Genomic DNA, 15,364 nt, shown 5'->3' with positions numbered 1-15,364 from the left:
CCATATGATTCGATTTGAAGTTGAAATTGTATTTTTTTCGATTTGATGTATGCTAAAATGACTTAATAATATTTTCTATTTTGCATAGGAGGCCTATTATGAAAGCAATTGTCATTCATCAATATGGAGATAGCTCTGAGTTTAAAAATGTTGAACTTTCAATACCGAAGCCATCTGGTCATCAAGTTTTAGTTAAGGTTTCTGCGACTAGTATCAATCCGATTGATACAAAGATTAGAAAAGGGATTGTACCAAATGCGTTCCATCCTAATTTTCCAATGATTTTACATAGTGATTTTTCAGGTGAAGTTGTTGAAGTTGGTGAAAATGTTTCACGTTTTTCAGTTGGTGACTTTGTTTTCGGTTTGAATGTCTTTACTGGTACTCTTTCCGATTATTTTTTAATAGAAGAATCAGTAATTGCTAAAGCTCCAAAAAATTTACCAGTTCAAGAAGCGGCAAGTTTACCATTAACAGCTATTACTGCATGGGAGGCACTTTTTGAAAGAGGTAATTTAAAACAAGGTGATCATATTTTAATTCATGGCGGGACAGGTGGTGTTGGTCATCTAGCTATCCAGTTGGCGAAAGCTTTTGGAGCTACTGTTACGACAACTGTTTCATCGAAAGAAAAGGCTGATTTAGTTAAAAATCTAGGTGCAGACCATGTCATTCATTACAAGGAAGAGACCGTCCAAGAATATGTTAACCGCCTAACGGATGGGCAGGGCTTTGATCTTGTTTTTGATACTGTCGGTAAAGAAAACCTAGATAAATCATTTATTGCAGTTAAGCAAATAGGTACTGTTTTAGCAATCGCAGCACGATCGACGCATGATTTAACACTTCTACATAACAAATCTTTATCTTTACATGTAATTTTTATTCTGCTTACTCAAAAAACTGAGAAAGGGCGTAAAGAACATAGTGCTATTTTAAATAAAATTGCTACTTTAGTTGAAGAAGGAAAGCTAAAACCGTTGATCAATCCAAAAACTTTTACATTTGATCAAGTGAAGGACGCTCATGATTACTTTGAAAATAATGAAGTACAATATGGTAAAGTATTAATTGAAAATAAGTAATGTTACCTAAATCCCTTTTGCATATGCTTGGGGATTTTTTTAATATAATTTTTGAAGGATAGCAGGTCCTAGTAAAGCGACTAAGTAGTTAAGTTATTTTGTTCAATTCTCATATAGTTTTGCTATTTGAGTTCCTACTAGTTGAGTTTTATACTCATACAATGGAGTTCTTCCTTTACTTTTTTGTTGTTCCAATTGTTGTTGTTCTTCTCTATCAATTTCTTCTTGATGTACAGGTATTACAAAAGCTTCTTGATTTGTCTCATCAGTTGGAATTTCTTGTGCATTTATTGAGGTTACTGAAATTAAGATACTAAAAAAGACTAGTATACTTACTATTTTTTTCATAATCAAACTCCCTACTTTCATAATTTGTTTGTATATATGGCTTTGCATCAATCTGTTTAAAGTAATAAGTTTTTTCATTTATCATAATCTTGAATCCACTATTTTTATAAGTGATTTTTAACTAACTTAATAAGGGAAGAAGTTAACTTTTCATTTTGCCGGCGTTAATTAAGGTGTTAACCTATTTGTAACTTTTTTGAAGACATTAGAAGTATAAACAAAGAAGTTAAATGGTAAATATTTTTTAAAATTTAACAGAGCGCTCAATTAAATTTTACTAAATTTTTTGAGATATTTTACTTTAACTATTGAATAATTTGTGAAAATAATCACAAAATGATAGTTCGTTTGTATTGTTTACCTTTTTATTGAATACGTCAAGGCTTCGTAAAACAAAAAAATTATGTAATTAAGTGATTTGTTTGTGAAATCAATAAATCTTTTTCTTCTCATGGTATTTAATCAGTAGTGGTATATAATGGAAATATAATTCGTGGAATAAAGGATGTGAAAACGAGGTAGAAATTTTCTCCCTCTATTCAAATGAAAATAAAATTAATTATTGCTGATGATAATTCATTTATTAGAGAAGGGCTTAAAATCATATTGAGTTCTTATGAAGAGTTTGAAGTATTAGAAACCGTAAATGATGGGAATGAAGCGTTAGAATATTGTCAAAATAATGAAGTAGATGTTGCACTTTTAGATGTTCGAATGCCAAATATGAATGGTGTAGAAGCTACGAAGCATATTTCCGAGCAAACTAACACAAAGCCACTTATTTTAACGACTTTTGATGATGACGAGTATATTATTGATGCTGTTAAAAATGGCGCAAAGGGCTATTTATTAAAAAATAATGATCCAGAACGAATTCGAGAAGCAATCAAAAGTGTTTATCATGGAAATACAATCATGCAAGATTTAGTACTGGATAAAATTAGAACGAATTTAGCAAGCAATGCGAAGACGGCAGATACGAAAATAGATACGAGTTTGTTTACTCAAAGAGAGTTAGATGTAATGGCTTTAATCGCAAAAGGGTTTTCGAATAAGGAAATTTCTAAGCAAATTTATATTTCTGAAGGAACAGTTGCTAATTATATTACTTCAATTCTCGGAAAAACTGGGCTAGAACATCGTACACAAATTGCTATTTTCTATATTACTGGGAAAGTAGACTAACGCGAAGGAGTTACATATGGAGCGTTGGATTATTTTAAATAAGCTTTCTGTTATCTTGTATATAGCTCTAATTTATATTCAAAAAGAAATTCCTAATTTCTCTTGGGTACTTTTTGGATTACTTGTTTATTTTTGTTTAAATATTAGTCTGTATTTAATAAAAAATAGGTCGTTGATAAAATTTTTACTAATCTTATCAATTTGTTTAATTGTCTATTCCAATTTAAAGATTCAGCCATTATTTCTTTTACTACTGCCAATGTCAATCTTAGAGCTTGTTTCTTTTTTTACTTCGAAAAAATGGATTGGTTGTTTTCTTGCACTACTTCCAATTTTCTACTTATCTAATTCTTTACAGCCTATTTATGGATTAATTTCATTATTTAGTTTTATTGTTTTTTCGCTTGTTAATTTGTATAACACCAGATTACGGTTTAAAGAAGATCAAATTGACAAAATGAGGAGAACGATTCAAAAGCTGTCAAAAAAGATAAATAACCATAATGAGTTTATTGAGCAATCGGAATATACCTTTAAATTGCAGGAACGAAATCGTATTTCTCAAGAAATACATGATAAAATAGGGCATTCAATGACAGGTGCACTATATCAAATGGAAGCAGCTAAACATTTAATGAGTACTAATCACGATAAAGCATTAGAATTGCTTCAAAATGCGATTAATATTTCAAAGGACGGAATTGAAAACATAAGACTTACTTTAAAAAATATGAAGCCTCCAACTGAACAAATGGGAATTCATCATATGAAATTATTCATAGATGAATTTTTTGCTAAGCATGATTTAAAAACATTGTTTGTCTATAAAGGAAATCTCGACCTTATTACGCCAATTCAATGGAAAGTAATTCAAGAAAATGTAGTTGAGGCTTTAACAAATACGATGAAATATGCAAATGCTACAGAGGTTTCGATTGAAATACATGTCATGAATAAAATGATAAAAATAAATGTAAAAGACAATGGTAAAGGGAAAGTGAAAATTAAAAAAGGTTTAGGCATCATTGGGATGGAAGAGAGAACAGCGGCTATAAACGGGAAAATAATAGTGGATGGTCATGATGGTTTTTCAGTTACAACTTTGCTTCCAATCTAATAATTTCATCATGTGATATGAATTTCTATTAAGTCCATCATGATTTTGCCTAAATAAAAACATGAATATTCTCATGTGAAAAGGGTGAACTAATACACTGATATTAGTTCACCCTTTTGCTTATAATAGCATCATACACAAAGCTTAAGAGGTGAGAGGATGAAAGTTTTAGAGATAAAAAATTTAACTAAAAAGTTCGGGGATTTTTTAGCAGTAGATAATATGTCTTTATCAATTGAAGAAGGAGAAATTTTCGGATTTCTTGGAGCAAATGGAGCGGGAAAAAGTACGACAATTAATATTATTTCAGGGCTACTTCGAAGTAATCAAGGTACTGTAGAAATCCTAGGTAAAAACAATAAGAAGAATAGTAAGTTCGCAAAAATGAATATTGGAATGGTACCTCAGGACTTAGCTATTTATGAAGATTTAACTGCCTATGAAAATGTTAGATTTTTCGCTGGACTATATGGTTTAAGAGGTTCGGAATTAAATGAAAGAGTAGAAGAAGCCTTACAATTTGTAGGGTTAGAAGATAAATTTAAGGAATATCCAAAAAATTTCTCCGGTGGAATGAAGAGAAGGTTAAATATTGCGTGTGCAATTGCACACCGACCTAAATTGATTATTATGGATGAACCAACTGTTGGGATTGATCCACATTCACGAAACTATATTCTTAATAGTGTACGTAAGCTTAATGAAATGGGCTGTACAATCATTTATACGAGCCATTACATGGAAGAAGTTGAAGAAATATGCTCACGTATTTCGATTATTGACCATGGAAAAATCATCGCTGAAGGAACAAAGGAACAGCTTAAATCGATTATTACGAATACAAAGGATATTCGAATTGAAGTTAAAACGGCTGAAAATATTGATGTTACGGAGCTTAAAGCGATTAATGGCGTTGAGAATGTTCATATTTTAGATAATGTTATTACGATTACTTCAGATAATGGTGTGAATAATTTAAATAAAATCATTCAACATTTTATTAATAATGAAATCGAAATCAGTTCATTACAGGAAAATGCGCCTAACTTGGAAACTGTTTTCCTTACATTAACAGGTCGAAATTTACGTGATTAACTTTATGGAAAATTATTTTATAAGGAGGCAATTAGCTTGAATATTTTTAATATTGCTTTCATGGAAATTAAGCGTGACTTTCGAGATGTAAGGAACTTATTTTTTATGTTAGCATTTCCAATCATTTTAATGCTTGTCTTAGGTACTTCACTTTCAAATGCTTTTTCAACATCAGTCCCGGTTAAAGATGTGCATGTTTTATATAAAGATCAATCAACAACTGGTGAGTTTTCGCAGTATTTTAACGAATTAATTAAAAGTACGAAAAAGTCTGGAATTCATTTTAAAAAAGCTGCGAGTAATACAAATGGCGAGAATGAAGTTAAACGAAATCATTATGATGGCTATATTTCTATTCAAGATAACGGAATTAAGCTTTATATCAATGAAGGAAACAGTGTTGAGGGTAGTGTTATTCAAGGAATGTTAACTTCTTTTGTAGATAAATATAATGTTGGCGTGGAAGTTGCAAAAGTCGATCCAACTAAAGTTAAAGAAGTCTTTTTAGGTAATTCTCATGATGATTATATTAAGGACACGTCGATTGCATCAAATAAACAGCCAGGCTCGATGGATTATTACGCGATTGCAATGACGACTATGATTGTTCTTTATGCAGCTATGTCTGCAAGTAAATTGATTACAGGAGAAAGAGTTAGAAAAACTGCTGATCGATTAATTGTTTCTCCTATTTCCAAGTTTGAGATTTTTATAGGAAAAATACTTGGAAGTTTAGTTGCTAACTTTCTGTGCATTATTGTAGTTGTCTATTTCAGTAAATTCTTTTTTAAAGCCAACTGGGGTAGTCACCTATTATTAGTCTTTATTGTTTTACTAACGGAAGTTCTTCTATCAATTAGTTTAGGGTTAGTTGTAAGTTATATAACGAAATCAAATGCATCATCTAGAGCAATCATCATGATTGTTGTGCAGCTTTCTTCATTCTTTGGTGGAGCTTACTTTAAATTGGGCGATACTAGTGGGATTTTAAAATTCATTACTCAGCTTTCACCACTTACATGGGTTAATACTGCAATTACAAAAATTATTTATGCAAACGACTTGTCAGCTGCGATCCCGGCGCTTGTCTTTAATATAGGTTTTTCTTTATTATTCCTATTTCTTGCATCTATTTCTCTACAAAGAAGGGAGGGGCTGTAGGATGCAGACAGTTTTTTGGCTAATTTCGAATACTTTAAGAGCTACTTTTAAAAATAAGAAAAATATTATTATGTATATTTTAGTGCCTCTAATTGGTATTTTTATTTCCTTTCTAGCTTATGGTGGTTCCAATAAAACAATCGTTCATGTTGGGATTGTCAATGAGGATCATCAATATATTGCAAATGATACGATTAAGTTTTTAGAACACTTAGATAACGTTCGTATTGAAATAATAAACAATTCTGATGCCAATGATAAGATCGCTTCAGGATCACTTGATTGTGTTATTTCGTTTCATGATGGTTTTACAGATAGTGTACGTTCTGGTAATCCAAATCATATTCAAATATCTTCTATAAAAGGTGCCCAAATTACGAGCTTTGTAAAGTCTTATTTATACAATTATATCGACAATGTTTCAGCTATTAGTAGTGTGGCAAAAACAGACCAAACTAAATTTAATCAAATGTATTCCAACTACCAAAATGCAAGCTTCAAGGTAGCAACAAAAACATTATCAGATTCATCTCAATCTGAAAATATGACGACATATAGTTTAGGCTTTTTGATTATGATTATGTTAATGTCTGCAGGGAATCTTTCTGAAATTATTTTAAAGGAAAAAGAAAATCGAATTTACTACAGACTTTTGTCAGCACCTATTAATGCTAGAAAATATATTTTCTCAAATGTTGTAGTAAATATGATTGTAATGACGATCCAAGTAATTATTACGCTCCTCTTTATGACTAAAGTGTTTCATATCGATATTCATATTCCATTTTGGGAAGCGGCAATTGTTATGATGCTTTTTGCTTTGGTCTCAGTCGGGATCTCATTAATGATTGTGGCGTTCTCTAATAGTTCAAAATCATCTGGAGCATTGCAGAACTTAATCGTTGTTCCAACTGTTATGATCTCCGGTTGTTTCTGGCCAATCGAGATTATGCCATCATCAGTACAAAGAATTGCGGATTTTCTTCCACAAAGATGGACGTTAGAGACATTGACGAAGTTGCAACAAGGAAGTAGTTTAGGAAGCTTATATTTAAATATTTTAATCCTTCTAGTTTTTGCGGCTGCATTTTTCTTAATTGCTATCTATAAGTTTAGTCGTAACAGTTCTACTAGAAATTTTGTGTAGATATAAAAAAAATCCATCTCTTTATTTCAGAGATGGATTTTTTAGTTATTTTATTAGTCCATTGAACTACAAATTTCAATAAAATGACCGTCTGGATCTGCTACATATGCTACTGTTTGACCCCATGGTTTTGTAATTGGTTCTTTGATGATATTTACACCTTTTGTTCGTAACTCTTCTATTGTAGAATGCACATCGTCAGTTACAAATCCGATTTCAAAAGTTTGGGAGGATGCCTCAGTATTTTTATAATTTAATCCAGTAAGCTCTTGAACATTGCTACGTTCAATCATTGCAAGTACGGTATTGCCAGTATCTAATTCTACATACGTACCATGATTTCCACGAATAGGAAGGCCTAAAGACTCGGTATAGAAAGTAAGAGATTTTTCTAGATTTGAAACATATAAAATTAAATACCTCATTTTCAACATTTCATTAACCTCCAGAATAGTTTAATCTCTTTTTCTTTCTACATATATAAGGTTTTTACCTTCTTACTTTGGTTTTGGCAAGTGCTTATTCAAACTGATAGGTATAGAATGATTCCTTCGCAAAAAATGATTTTAATCGATCATCAGGTATATCTTCAAATTTTTCGATTTTTACAACGTCTTTTAGCATCGCTTCTGTTTGAGAACGGTGTGCTTTCATTGTTCTTAGTTTCTGGGTTGCAACATCCATTACATCATTCACGATATCTGGTTTCCCTAAAACTTCAAAGCGTTCTTTTGTAATCGCGATACACCATACTGTTGGACGATCTTCCTTATCCATTCGTCGAACTGCTTCAACAGCAGCTCTTGCAGTTGCATCATGGTCTGGGTGGACACCATGTTCTGGATAAAAAGTAATTAATAATGTTGGCTGAATCTCGTCGATGATTTCCTTTATTGGATGAATTACATCCTCAGGGTCTTCGAATTCAATTGTTTTATCATGGAATCCTAGCATTCTTAAATCTTGGATTCCCATTTCTCTACAAGCGTCGATTAATTCGTTTTTACGTATTGTAGGAAGTGATTCTCTTGTTGCGAAAAATGGATTTCCCATATTTCGTCCCATTTCTCCTAATGTTAAACAAGCGTATGTAACGGGAATCCCTTTATTTGTAAACTTCGAAATCGTTCCAGCAGCCCCAAAAGCTTCATCATCAGGGTGAGGGAACACAAGTAATACTTTTTCTTGTTTTTGACTCATTTTTAGTGCTCCTCTCTTAAAATGGCGTATAGCTTAAATGTATAGCGATTGCAAGCTTTCCATCCTCATTATGACCTGCTAGTAGGAGGCGACCTTGGTCATCAACTTCAAAATCAGTTAATCCTTCTGCAACAACCCAGCCTTCTTCAAGCTTTAATCCGACACGGTATGGGTATTTGCCTGTGATCGTAGCACGGCTAATGATTACTTTCGTATTTCTAATAAAGGCATTTACTGTCATTACTTTTTCATTAAAGTGATTAGCATATGCACCATTTGTAGTTTCTAAATGTAAATAGACTGTTTGATTTATATAATTTTGAAGTGCATCTTGGGCAGCACCAATTTCTAATTTTTGCATTTTCTCGTACCTCCTTTAAAAAGTATTATAATCCAACTCTCCCTAAATTGGTAATTTGTTGGCTTGTGATTTTGAACATAAAAAGATCCCTATCTAATTGGGTGATAGGGATTGGGGGGATGTGTATAACATGATTACTAAAATTTAACTGTTTAAATATTCAGTTAATTTATATTTAATATACATGATGGGAAAATATTCGTCAACCACTTTTGTTAAAAAAATTTAAAATATTCAAAAAATAAGAAAATGAGGTAATTAATGGTATCTTTTATTGATAATATATGTGACTAGAACTCGACAAAAAAGACGAGTTTTTGTGTAAAATAGTCAAATTTTTACTTGTTTTACCTTTTTTTTCTTTTCTAAAAAGCTATTAATTGTTAAACTAGAGTAGAATAATATTTTTAAAGGGAGGTTTTTAACGTGAAGGCAGAAGCGCGAAAACTATATAATCCACAAAGAGAAGAATTAAACAAGCCTTCTCGTAATCAATTTCCGCAGACTAAAAAAAGAAAAACAATACGAATCCATCGAATCATTTTGACAACATTATTTTTGTCTTTAATTGTCGCGTCTGGAATATATATGTATAGTCAAAACAAGATCGCTTCGGCAAAGCAACATGAACTTTCAACATTACATGTCGAACAAAAAAAAGTGGCTAAAACTGAAAAAGATTTACAAAGACAGATTAGATTATTAAATGATCCGGATTTCATAGCAAACTATGCTCGTGATCAATACATGTTCTCTAAAAAAGGAGAAACAATCATCATCGTGCCGAAATCGAAAGATGATATCAGCTCAAACTAACAATTAATTTAACTAAAAGATTCTCATATATGTGGGAATCTTTTTTCTATATTTATTATAGAACTAATGTTCGTTTTATGCAAGTTTAAAGTAGAACGTACGAACTTAAATAGGAAGAAGGGAATAGAATTTTTTCATATCTTTCAAATTTTTCTCTTATAAACAGACTCTTTCTCTTATCACTTTGTTGTCTTTTTAGTTCTAATTACCCATGAATTCTACAAAATTTTTACTATTCTGAAAAATACATCTTTGTTATAATTTAAATAAGCTTAAATAAGGAGGATTAACATGAAAAAGTTCATTTACGTTTTTGCTATTTTAATTGTACAAGTAATTTTGACGTTCCTTGTTAGTGTTCTCTCGGATTCATCGGCTAGTAATATTGCTATTATGGTAGGATTCGTTACGACGGTCTTCCTTTACTGGAAAACAGCTAAAAAAGTAAGTTATACTCCTCTGCAGCGGTATCAATGGTTGCGTGCTGCTGGATTAGAATTTAATGACTTACATAAAGATTTTCAAAGAAAAATTGCTATTAAAGCATCGTTAATTTATAGTTTTTCAGGTTTAGTTGTTACTTTGTATACATCACATATTTTGTTATAAGGAATAGTCAAAAAAATGGACAAGCATACTAATTGCTGTCCATTTTTTTATTTTTATTCCGATTCATGTTGTAGGCGTTTAATACGTCTTCTATATGCAATTGATGAAACAAGAATACTTAATTCGTATATAACTAACAATGGTAAGCTTGTCATCATATCAGATACAAAATCAGGCGGTGAAATTGCTGTTCCGATAATAATAAGGATAAAATATGCAAATCGTCGAGATTTTCTTAAAAATGCTGGTGATACGATTCCGATACTTGTTAAAAATAGTATAATGACTGGTAAATCAAAGAAAAACGCAAAAGGAACAACTAAATTAAATAAGAAGCTAAAATAGCGTTCAGCTGTGAATGTAACTGTTACTAAATCTTCTCCGATGTCCTGTAAAAATTTTAAAACGTTTGGAAAGATGAAATAATAGCCAAATGCTAATCCACAAACGAACAATAAGAATAAAGCTGGTATGTAAAGCATTGTGCTTTTTTGTTCTTTTACATGCAAGGCCGGCTTTACAAACGCCCATATTTGGTAAGCTATGACAGGGATACTACACGCGATCGCGAATACTCCACCAATCATTAGATAAATCCAAAGGACATCACTTGGACCAAGCGCTAGAAGCTTTCCATGCAAATCTTGAACAAGGAAATTGAATATAGCTTTCGTATAATATAATCCAATCCCTAAAAAAATAACGAATGCAACAATAACTTTTATTATTCGATTTCGAAGCTCATCTAAATGGTCAATGACACTCATTTCTTTTTCTTGCATAATTTCCCCCAAAGCAAACTGTGAAAGTATTTTATTACACTTTAAAAAGCATTAATTAGCTAGCGATGTCGATTACTCGATATAGTAGCCAATTCTAGGAATAAAGTGTAGGTGTAACTCGTCTTTAGTCTTCGCCTAAAAGGCTCGCCAATCGACTAGTTTCTATAATACCTAAGCTTCCTATATTTTGTCAGAAAAAAGAACAATCGTCAATGAATATAGAGACATTAATTATTCTTAAATTACCATCATTTGTTAATTTATTCATATGAAAACTAACCTTATCCGACTATAATAAAAGTATGAGTATGTAAGATAAGGATGGTATATGTTTTGGATGGAAAAAGTCATGTAATTGTAGGATTATTTGCAACTGGTGTCACAATGTATGCAACAAAAAATGATTCTATGACCGTTCCACTTATAGTTGGTGCAATCAGTAGTTTGGCTCCTGATTTAGATCATCATAATGGTTCATTAACAAAAAAAGTTTCAATGCCGCTAAAAGTTCTTTTCAGCTTATTATTTTTAGCAGTTACATTATTTATTGTTGTGAAGACAGGGAAGTTAATTTATTCTGGATCATGGATTTATGCAGTAGGTATTCTCATATTATTTATTGTTTGTGTTAGCTGGTTACGGAATTTAAAAACAATATTAATGTTAACAGGCATATTAATTGCAGTTATTGGTTGGTTTTTCTTTTATGGTTATTGGTCAATCTTTGCGCTTGGATTATTTATTGCTGTTTCTTCAAGATTAAAGCATCGTGGACCAACTCATTCTCTTTACTTTTTAGCTGTTTGGAGTGGAATTTGTTATTTGCTGCAAAAAGACTTAATGATAAATGGATTATGGTTAGCTGGTACAGTCGGTTATTTTTCTCACCTATTAGCGGATCAGTTGTTTACAAAACAAAGAATTAAGTGGTTATAGACCTCTTTAATTGTCACATTTTTTTATTAAAAAAGATCCATACTAAGAAAGATGTGATGATGAAAGAAGGGTCGATATTGAAAAAAATAAATTCTCTAATATCCATGTGGATTTTGTTTTTTATGCTTGCTTTGTCACTCCCGGTTGATGCAAGTAGTAATACGTATAACCATCAACGTATTAAAGTGAATACTAATTCCTTTGTTGCTAGCAAACAACTATCAACGCATCTTGCAATTAGGAGATCGTATCGTTCTAATAGAAGTTATCGACCAACAGCACCTAGGTCGAGCTATCGATCGTATAGAAGTCCAGGAAGGAATTTTTTAGGGTATGCAGGTGCATTTGGGTTAGGCTCTCTTTTTGGATCGATGCTAAACCCATTTGGTGGCTACTATGGTGGTCAGCAGTTTGGTTTTTCATTTTTTGGATTACTATTAGATTTTTTAGTAATAATAGTGATTATTTGGTTTATTAAGAAAATCTTTCGTAAAAATCGATATTAACTTTCCCCTTTTGAGGTGACTTGTGAAGATCTATTTTGATGAACAAGATGTTGCCAATGCAATTTGTGTATATGTGGCTGATTTAGAAGGAATTCGCCCAGAAAGTGTGCAAATTGAGTTTCAATTTGATGAGAATGACGGGGTAAGCTGCCAAGTCTCGGCCAATTATCGGAACGTATTGTATTATGAGCAACAAATATCTGACGCAATTGGTTTTTACTTGGAAGAGATTCATCGTTTTTCATCCTATGCAATGGAAATCATTATTGGTTTTGATGAAGAAGATGGAATTACGAGTGAAATATCATTTATCTATTCATAAAACCCGAGAGAGAACAGGACGTTTCTCGGGTTTTTTCGATTGTTAGACATAGTTCGTTATGTATTCGTAAACAATATCTTGTACTAATTCATGTAATTCACGGTCATCATTTAATTGTTCGGTAACGATTTGTTCGTATAGTTTATCTAGCATATCAGCTGTAATCCACTGTTCGTGTTCTCCTCTATATTGCATTAACGCTCGTTTAATCATCTGCTTTACAAACTGTCCATCCACTTTTAGTCTTTCCTCCCTTAAGCTAATTTAAGTATAGCTAAAATTTTGTATTGTTCCTAGCGAAAAAAATTCATTGAAATCGAACGTATATTCGTTTAATATATACTTATAATAAAAATAAGAACATTAGTTCTGCTATTTTTTGGAAAATCGGAGTGATATGTATGAGCATTTGTTATGAAGAGTTACCACATCATCGGATATTATGCATCGATATGAAGAGCTTTTATGCAAGTTGTTCTGCGGTCATGCTCGAATTAGATCCATTAGAATGTTATCTAGCAGTTGTTGGAGATGTGGAGAGGGAAGGAAGTATCGTACTTGCAGCTTCCCCGCGATTAAAAAAGGAATTTGGGATTAAAACAGGATCAAGGGTTTTTGAAATACCAAAAGATCCGCGAATCAAAATTGTAAATCCTTCAATGTCAAAATATCTAGAAATCTCAACGAACATAGTAAAGTTATTAAATGAATTTGCCCCTTTAGAGGATCTACATGTATATAGTGTTGATGAATGTTTTTTAAAGGTGGATGGAGTGAAGAGATTATGGGGAGATGCATGGGAGATTGCCGAAAAAATTCGTACTGAGATTATGGCAAGATTTCAATTACCTTGTTCGATTGGGATTGGACCGAACATGCTTTTGTCGAAGCTCTGCTTAGATTTAGAAGGAAAAAAAGATGGGATAGCGGAGTGGACTTATGAAGATGTAGAAAAAAAACTATGGCAGGTGAGTCCTCTTAGTGAAATGTGGGGAATCGGTAAAAGAACCGAACGAACTTTAAATACAATGGGGATTTTTACCGTAGGACAGTTAGCGAAATATCCTCTTCATTTGCTGGAGAAGAAATTCGGAGTGATGGGAAATCAACTATATCATCATGCGTGGGGAGTAGATCTATCTGAGCTAGGTGCGCCAATAATGAACGGACAAATTAGTTTTGGTAAAAGCCAAATATTAATGAGAGATTATACGAAAGTCGAAGAAATTAAATTTGTTATTCGTGAAATGTGTGAAGAGGTTGCACGCCGAACTCGTAATGCTAGAAAGGCAGGACGTACGATTACATTAGGAATTGGATATAGTCGGGAAGAATTCGGTGGAGGATTTTCACATGCGTTTACAATGGATGAACCTACAAATATTACTTCAGATTTGTATGAGATCTGTACAAAACTATTTGATCGATATTATGAAGGGAAGACAGTTCGGCAAATTCTCATTTCTCTTTCGAATATTGTAAGTGATGAAATCATGCAGTTAAATTTGTTTGATCAGAAAAAACCTCAAAAGCGCAATTTAGGATATGTGATGGACGCAGTGCGAAAAAAATACGGATCATCTTCGCTCCTCTGGGCTGTTTCTTATGCGGAAGGAGGAACAGCACTTGCTCGAAGCAAGCTAGTAGGTGGACATAAAGGTTGAAAATTTCCTTTTGTCCTTTTCCTCTGCAAGTGAAAACCACTAGTTCTACCTAAGGTAAAAAGAGAAGAAAAGGAGAAGGATGCCGATGATTCGTGACCGTGGCACAATTAAATGGACGTCAATGATGTTACCAGAACATGTAAAAATGCTTCGTGATTGGAAAGTATCACAAAATTATGAACAACAAAAAGATGTAGATGAACAACTATTAGAGGAAATGAACCGTCATCTTCAACAGGCAATTCACGAAGATGAAAGTGTACAAATTACTTATTATAAAGACCACTATCACCATAATGTAAAAGGAAAAATAGGGAAAATTAATTTACACCAAAATAGGTTATCTATTTATGAAGAACAAGCTGGATATATGGAGCTGTTATTAAGTGATATTGTGGATGTGAAGATTGGATCTTGAACAGTCCAAAAAAATAATTAACCTTTAACGAAAATCCCCCCTTTTTTAAGTACATATACATCGAAAGGGGGAGTTGAAAATGGCACAAATTGCTACTCAACAACTAACATTGTATGTAAATTTACATGCAGGAAAAGATGCACAAGGAAAAATCATTATCAAGAGGAAGGCATATAAAAATGTCCGAGTTGATGTTGATTTAGTGAAGCTAAGTGAAATCGGTAATGCCTTAGCATCATTGCAAGATCTACCGTTAGTAGAGCTAGAAGTATTAAGCAATGGACTACTTTTAAACAGTCTATAAAAAAGGAGGAAAGCGTTATGATTCAAACATTAGAACTCAAATTTTTAAATGAAAACGAAAAGGTTGTTACGCTAACAGTAGACAATCCAACAATTCCAGTTAATCCAACACTAATCAATCAAGTAATGGATAAAATTGTAGCAAACAACGTATTCACCTCTACAAGTGGAATTGTCGTAGCCAAACAAGGCGCACGCTTGGTTGGTAAGGAGATTATTGAGATAGAGTTATAAAGTATTATTAGGAAAAGAGTTTTGTAGGTAGTTTAAGACCTTCTGAAATGCAGAAGGTCTCAGTGGTTTGACAAA

21 protein-coding genes are annotated in these 15,364 nt (G+C 32.4%); 15 read left to right on the top strand and 6 right to left on the bottom strand.

Annotated elements, in window-relative coordinates:
• Positions 1-98: 98 nt before the first annotated feature.
• Entirely contained in the window at positions 99-1,085 is a 987-nt protein-coding gene (locus COI44_RS19000) for a zinc-dependent alcohol dehydrogenase family protein (protein ID WP_098429329.1), read from the top strand.
• Positions 1,086-1,187: 102 nt separating this feature from the next.
• Here the strand turns inward: COI44_RS19000 and COI44_RS18995 are convergent, their stop codons facing one another.
• A complete protein-coding gene (locus COI44_RS18995) occupies positions 1,188-1,433 on the bottom strand; it encodes a hypothetical protein (protein ID WP_098429328.1) in 246 nt (81 codons plus the stop codon).
• Positions 1,434-1,976: 543 nt separating this feature from the next.
• Here COI44_RS18995 and COI44_RS18990 point away from each other — a divergent pair.
• From COI44_RS18990 to COI44_RS18970, 5 genes are all read left to right on the top strand, one after another.
• On the top strand, positions 1,977-2,618 hold the full coding sequence (locus COI44_RS18990; RefSeq protein ID WP_098429327.1) for a response regulator transcription factor: 642 nt from the start codon (positions 1,977-1,979) through the stop codon (positions 2,616-2,618).
• 16 nt (positions 2,619-2,634) lie between these two features.
• Positions 2,635-3,735 carry a sensor histidine kinase gene (locus COI44_RS18985; protein WP_098429326.1) on the top strand — a complete coding sequence of 367 codons (1,101 nt, stop codon included), beginning with the start codon at positions 2,635-2,637 and terminating at the stop codon, positions 3,733-3,735.
• Positions 3,736-3,894: 159 nt separating this feature from the next.
• A complete protein-coding gene (locus COI44_RS18980; protein WP_098429325.1) occupies positions 3,895-4,830 on the top strand; it encodes an ABC transporter ATP-binding protein in 936 nt (311 codons plus the stop codon).
• Positions 4,831-4,866: 36 nt separating this feature from the next.
• Positions 4,867-5,991 (top strand): ABC transporter permease, encoded by a 1,125-nt coding sequence (locus tag COI44_RS18975; RefSeq protein WP_098429324.1) that lies wholly within the window; start codon positions 4,867-4,869, stop codon positions 5,989-5,991.
• Position 5,992: 1 nt separating this feature from the next.
• On the top strand, positions 5,993-7,138 hold the full coding sequence (locus tag COI44_RS18970) for an ABC transporter permease (protein ID WP_098429323.1): 1,146 nt from the start codon (positions 5,993-5,995) through the stop codon (positions 7,136-7,138).
• A gap of 53 nt (positions 7,139-7,191) precedes the next feature.
• Here the strand turns inward: COI44_RS18970 and COI44_RS18965 are convergent, their stop codons facing one another.
• The 3 genes from COI44_RS18965 to COI44_RS18955 all read right to left on the bottom strand — a co-directional run bounded on the left by COI44_RS18965 (position 7,192) and on the right by COI44_RS18955 (position 8,699).
• Positions 7,192-7,572, bottom strand: a complete 381-nt coding sequence (locus COI44_RS18965) for a VOC family protein (protein WP_098429322.1) — start codon at positions 7,570-7,572, stop codon at positions 7,192-7,194.
• An 85-nt stretch (positions 7,573-7,657) separates the two neighbouring features.
• On the bottom strand, positions 7,658-8,338 hold the full coding sequence (gene bshB2 / locus COI44_RS18960) for a bacillithiol biosynthesis deacetylase BshB2 (RefSeq protein WP_098429321.1): 681 nt from the start codon (positions 8,336-8,338) through the stop codon (positions 7,658-7,660).
• Positions 8,339-8,354: 16 nt separating this feature from the next.
• Positions 8,355-8,699, bottom strand: coding sequence for a YojF family protein (locus tag COI44_RS18955; protein ID WP_056475499.1), 345 nt, complete (start codon positions 8,697-8,699; stop codon positions 8,355-8,357).
• 426 nt (positions 8,700-9,125) lie between these two features.
• On the opposite strand from COI44_RS18955, the gene COI44_RS18950 reads away from it, so the two are divergent.
• Entirely contained in the window at positions 9,126-9,515 is a 390-nt protein-coding gene (locus COI44_RS18950; protein ID WP_098429320.1) for an FtsB family cell division protein, read from the top strand.
• A 291-nt stretch (positions 9,516-9,806) separates the two neighbouring features.
• On the top strand, positions 9,807-10,124 hold the full coding sequence (locus COI44_RS18945; protein WP_056475504.1) for a hypothetical protein: 318 nt from the start codon (positions 9,807-9,809) through the stop codon (positions 10,122-10,124).
• 53 nt (positions 10,125-10,177) lie between these two features.
• On the opposite strand, the gene tatC is transcribed toward COI44_RS18945, so the two are convergent.
• Positions 10,178-10,906, bottom strand: coding sequence for a twin-arginine translocase subunit TatC (gene tatC, locus COI44_RS18940; RefSeq protein ID WP_098429319.1), 729 nt, complete (start codon positions 10,904-10,906; stop codon positions 10,178-10,180).
• A gap of 333 nt (positions 10,907-11,239) precedes the next feature.
• On the opposite strand from tatC, the gene COI44_RS18935 reads away from it, so the two are divergent.
• The 3 genes from COI44_RS18935 (at position 11,240) to COI44_RS18925 (ending at position 12,670) form a co-directional block, all read left to right on the top strand.
• Positions 11,240-11,842 carry a metal-dependent hydrolase gene (locus COI44_RS18935; protein WP_179887190.1) on the top strand — a complete coding sequence of 201 codons (603 nt, stop codon included), beginning with the start codon at positions 11,240-11,242 and terminating at the stop codon, positions 11,840-11,842.
• A gap of 77 nt (positions 11,843-11,919) precedes the next feature.
• A complete protein-coding gene (locus tag COI44_RS18930; protein WP_098429317.1) occupies positions 11,920-12,348 on the top strand; it encodes a hypothetical protein in 429 nt (142 codons plus the stop codon).
• A gap of 22 nt (positions 12,349-12,370) precedes the next feature.
• The gene (locus COI44_RS18925; RefSeq protein ID WP_098429316.1) at positions 12,371-12,670 is read left to right on the top strand and encodes a DUF2653 family protein; all 300 of its coding nucleotides are present in this window, start codon (positions 12,371-12,373) and stop codon (positions 12,668-12,670) included.
• A 42-nt stretch (positions 12,671-12,712) separates the two neighbouring features.
• Here the strand turns inward: COI44_RS18925 and COI44_RS18920 are convergent, their stop codons facing one another.
• Positions 12,713-12,907, bottom strand: a complete 195-nt coding sequence (locus tag COI44_RS18920; RefSeq protein ID WP_098429315.1) for a YqzH family protein — start codon at positions 12,905-12,907, stop codon at positions 12,713-12,715.
• 164 nt (positions 12,908-13,071) lie between these two features.
• On the opposite strand from COI44_RS18920, the gene COI44_RS18915 reads away from it, so the two are divergent.
• The 4 genes from COI44_RS18915 to COI44_RS18900 all read left to right on the top strand — a co-directional run bounded on the left by COI44_RS18915 (position 13,072) and on the right by COI44_RS18900 (position 15,289).
• Positions 13,072-14,334 (top strand): Y-family DNA polymerase, encoded by a 1,263-nt coding sequence (locus COI44_RS18915; protein WP_098429314.1) that lies wholly within the window; start codon positions 13,072-13,074, stop codon positions 14,332-14,334.
• Positions 14,335-14,419: 85 nt separating this feature from the next.
• Positions 14,420-14,752 carry a YolD-like family protein gene (locus COI44_RS18910; protein ID WP_056475525.1) on the top strand — a complete coding sequence of 111 codons (333 nt, stop codon included), beginning with the start codon at positions 14,420-14,422 and terminating at the stop codon, positions 14,750-14,752.
• Positions 14,753-14,831: 79 nt separating this feature from the next.
• Positions 14,832-15,056, top strand: coding sequence for a DUF1659 domain-containing protein (locus tag COI44_RS18905; protein ID WP_098234305.1), 225 nt, complete (start codon positions 14,832-14,834; stop codon positions 15,054-15,056).
• 17 nt (positions 15,057-15,073) lie between these two features.
• Positions 15,074-15,289: a DUF2922 domain-containing protein gene (locus COI44_RS18900; protein WP_056475532.1), complete on the top strand. Its 216-nt coding sequence runs from the start codon at positions 15,074-15,076 to the stop codon at positions 15,287-15,289.
• The last annotated feature ends 75 nt before the right edge of the window (positions 15,290-15,364 follow it).

Source organism: Bacillus sp. AFS088145 (genome assembly GCF_002564465.1).
Lineage (GTDB): Bacteria > Bacillota > Bacilli > Bacillales > Bacillaceae_G > Gottfriedia.
The sequence above is the reverse complement of the archived record's forward strand: the minus strand, read 5'-3'. Positions and strand labels throughout refer to the sequence as shown.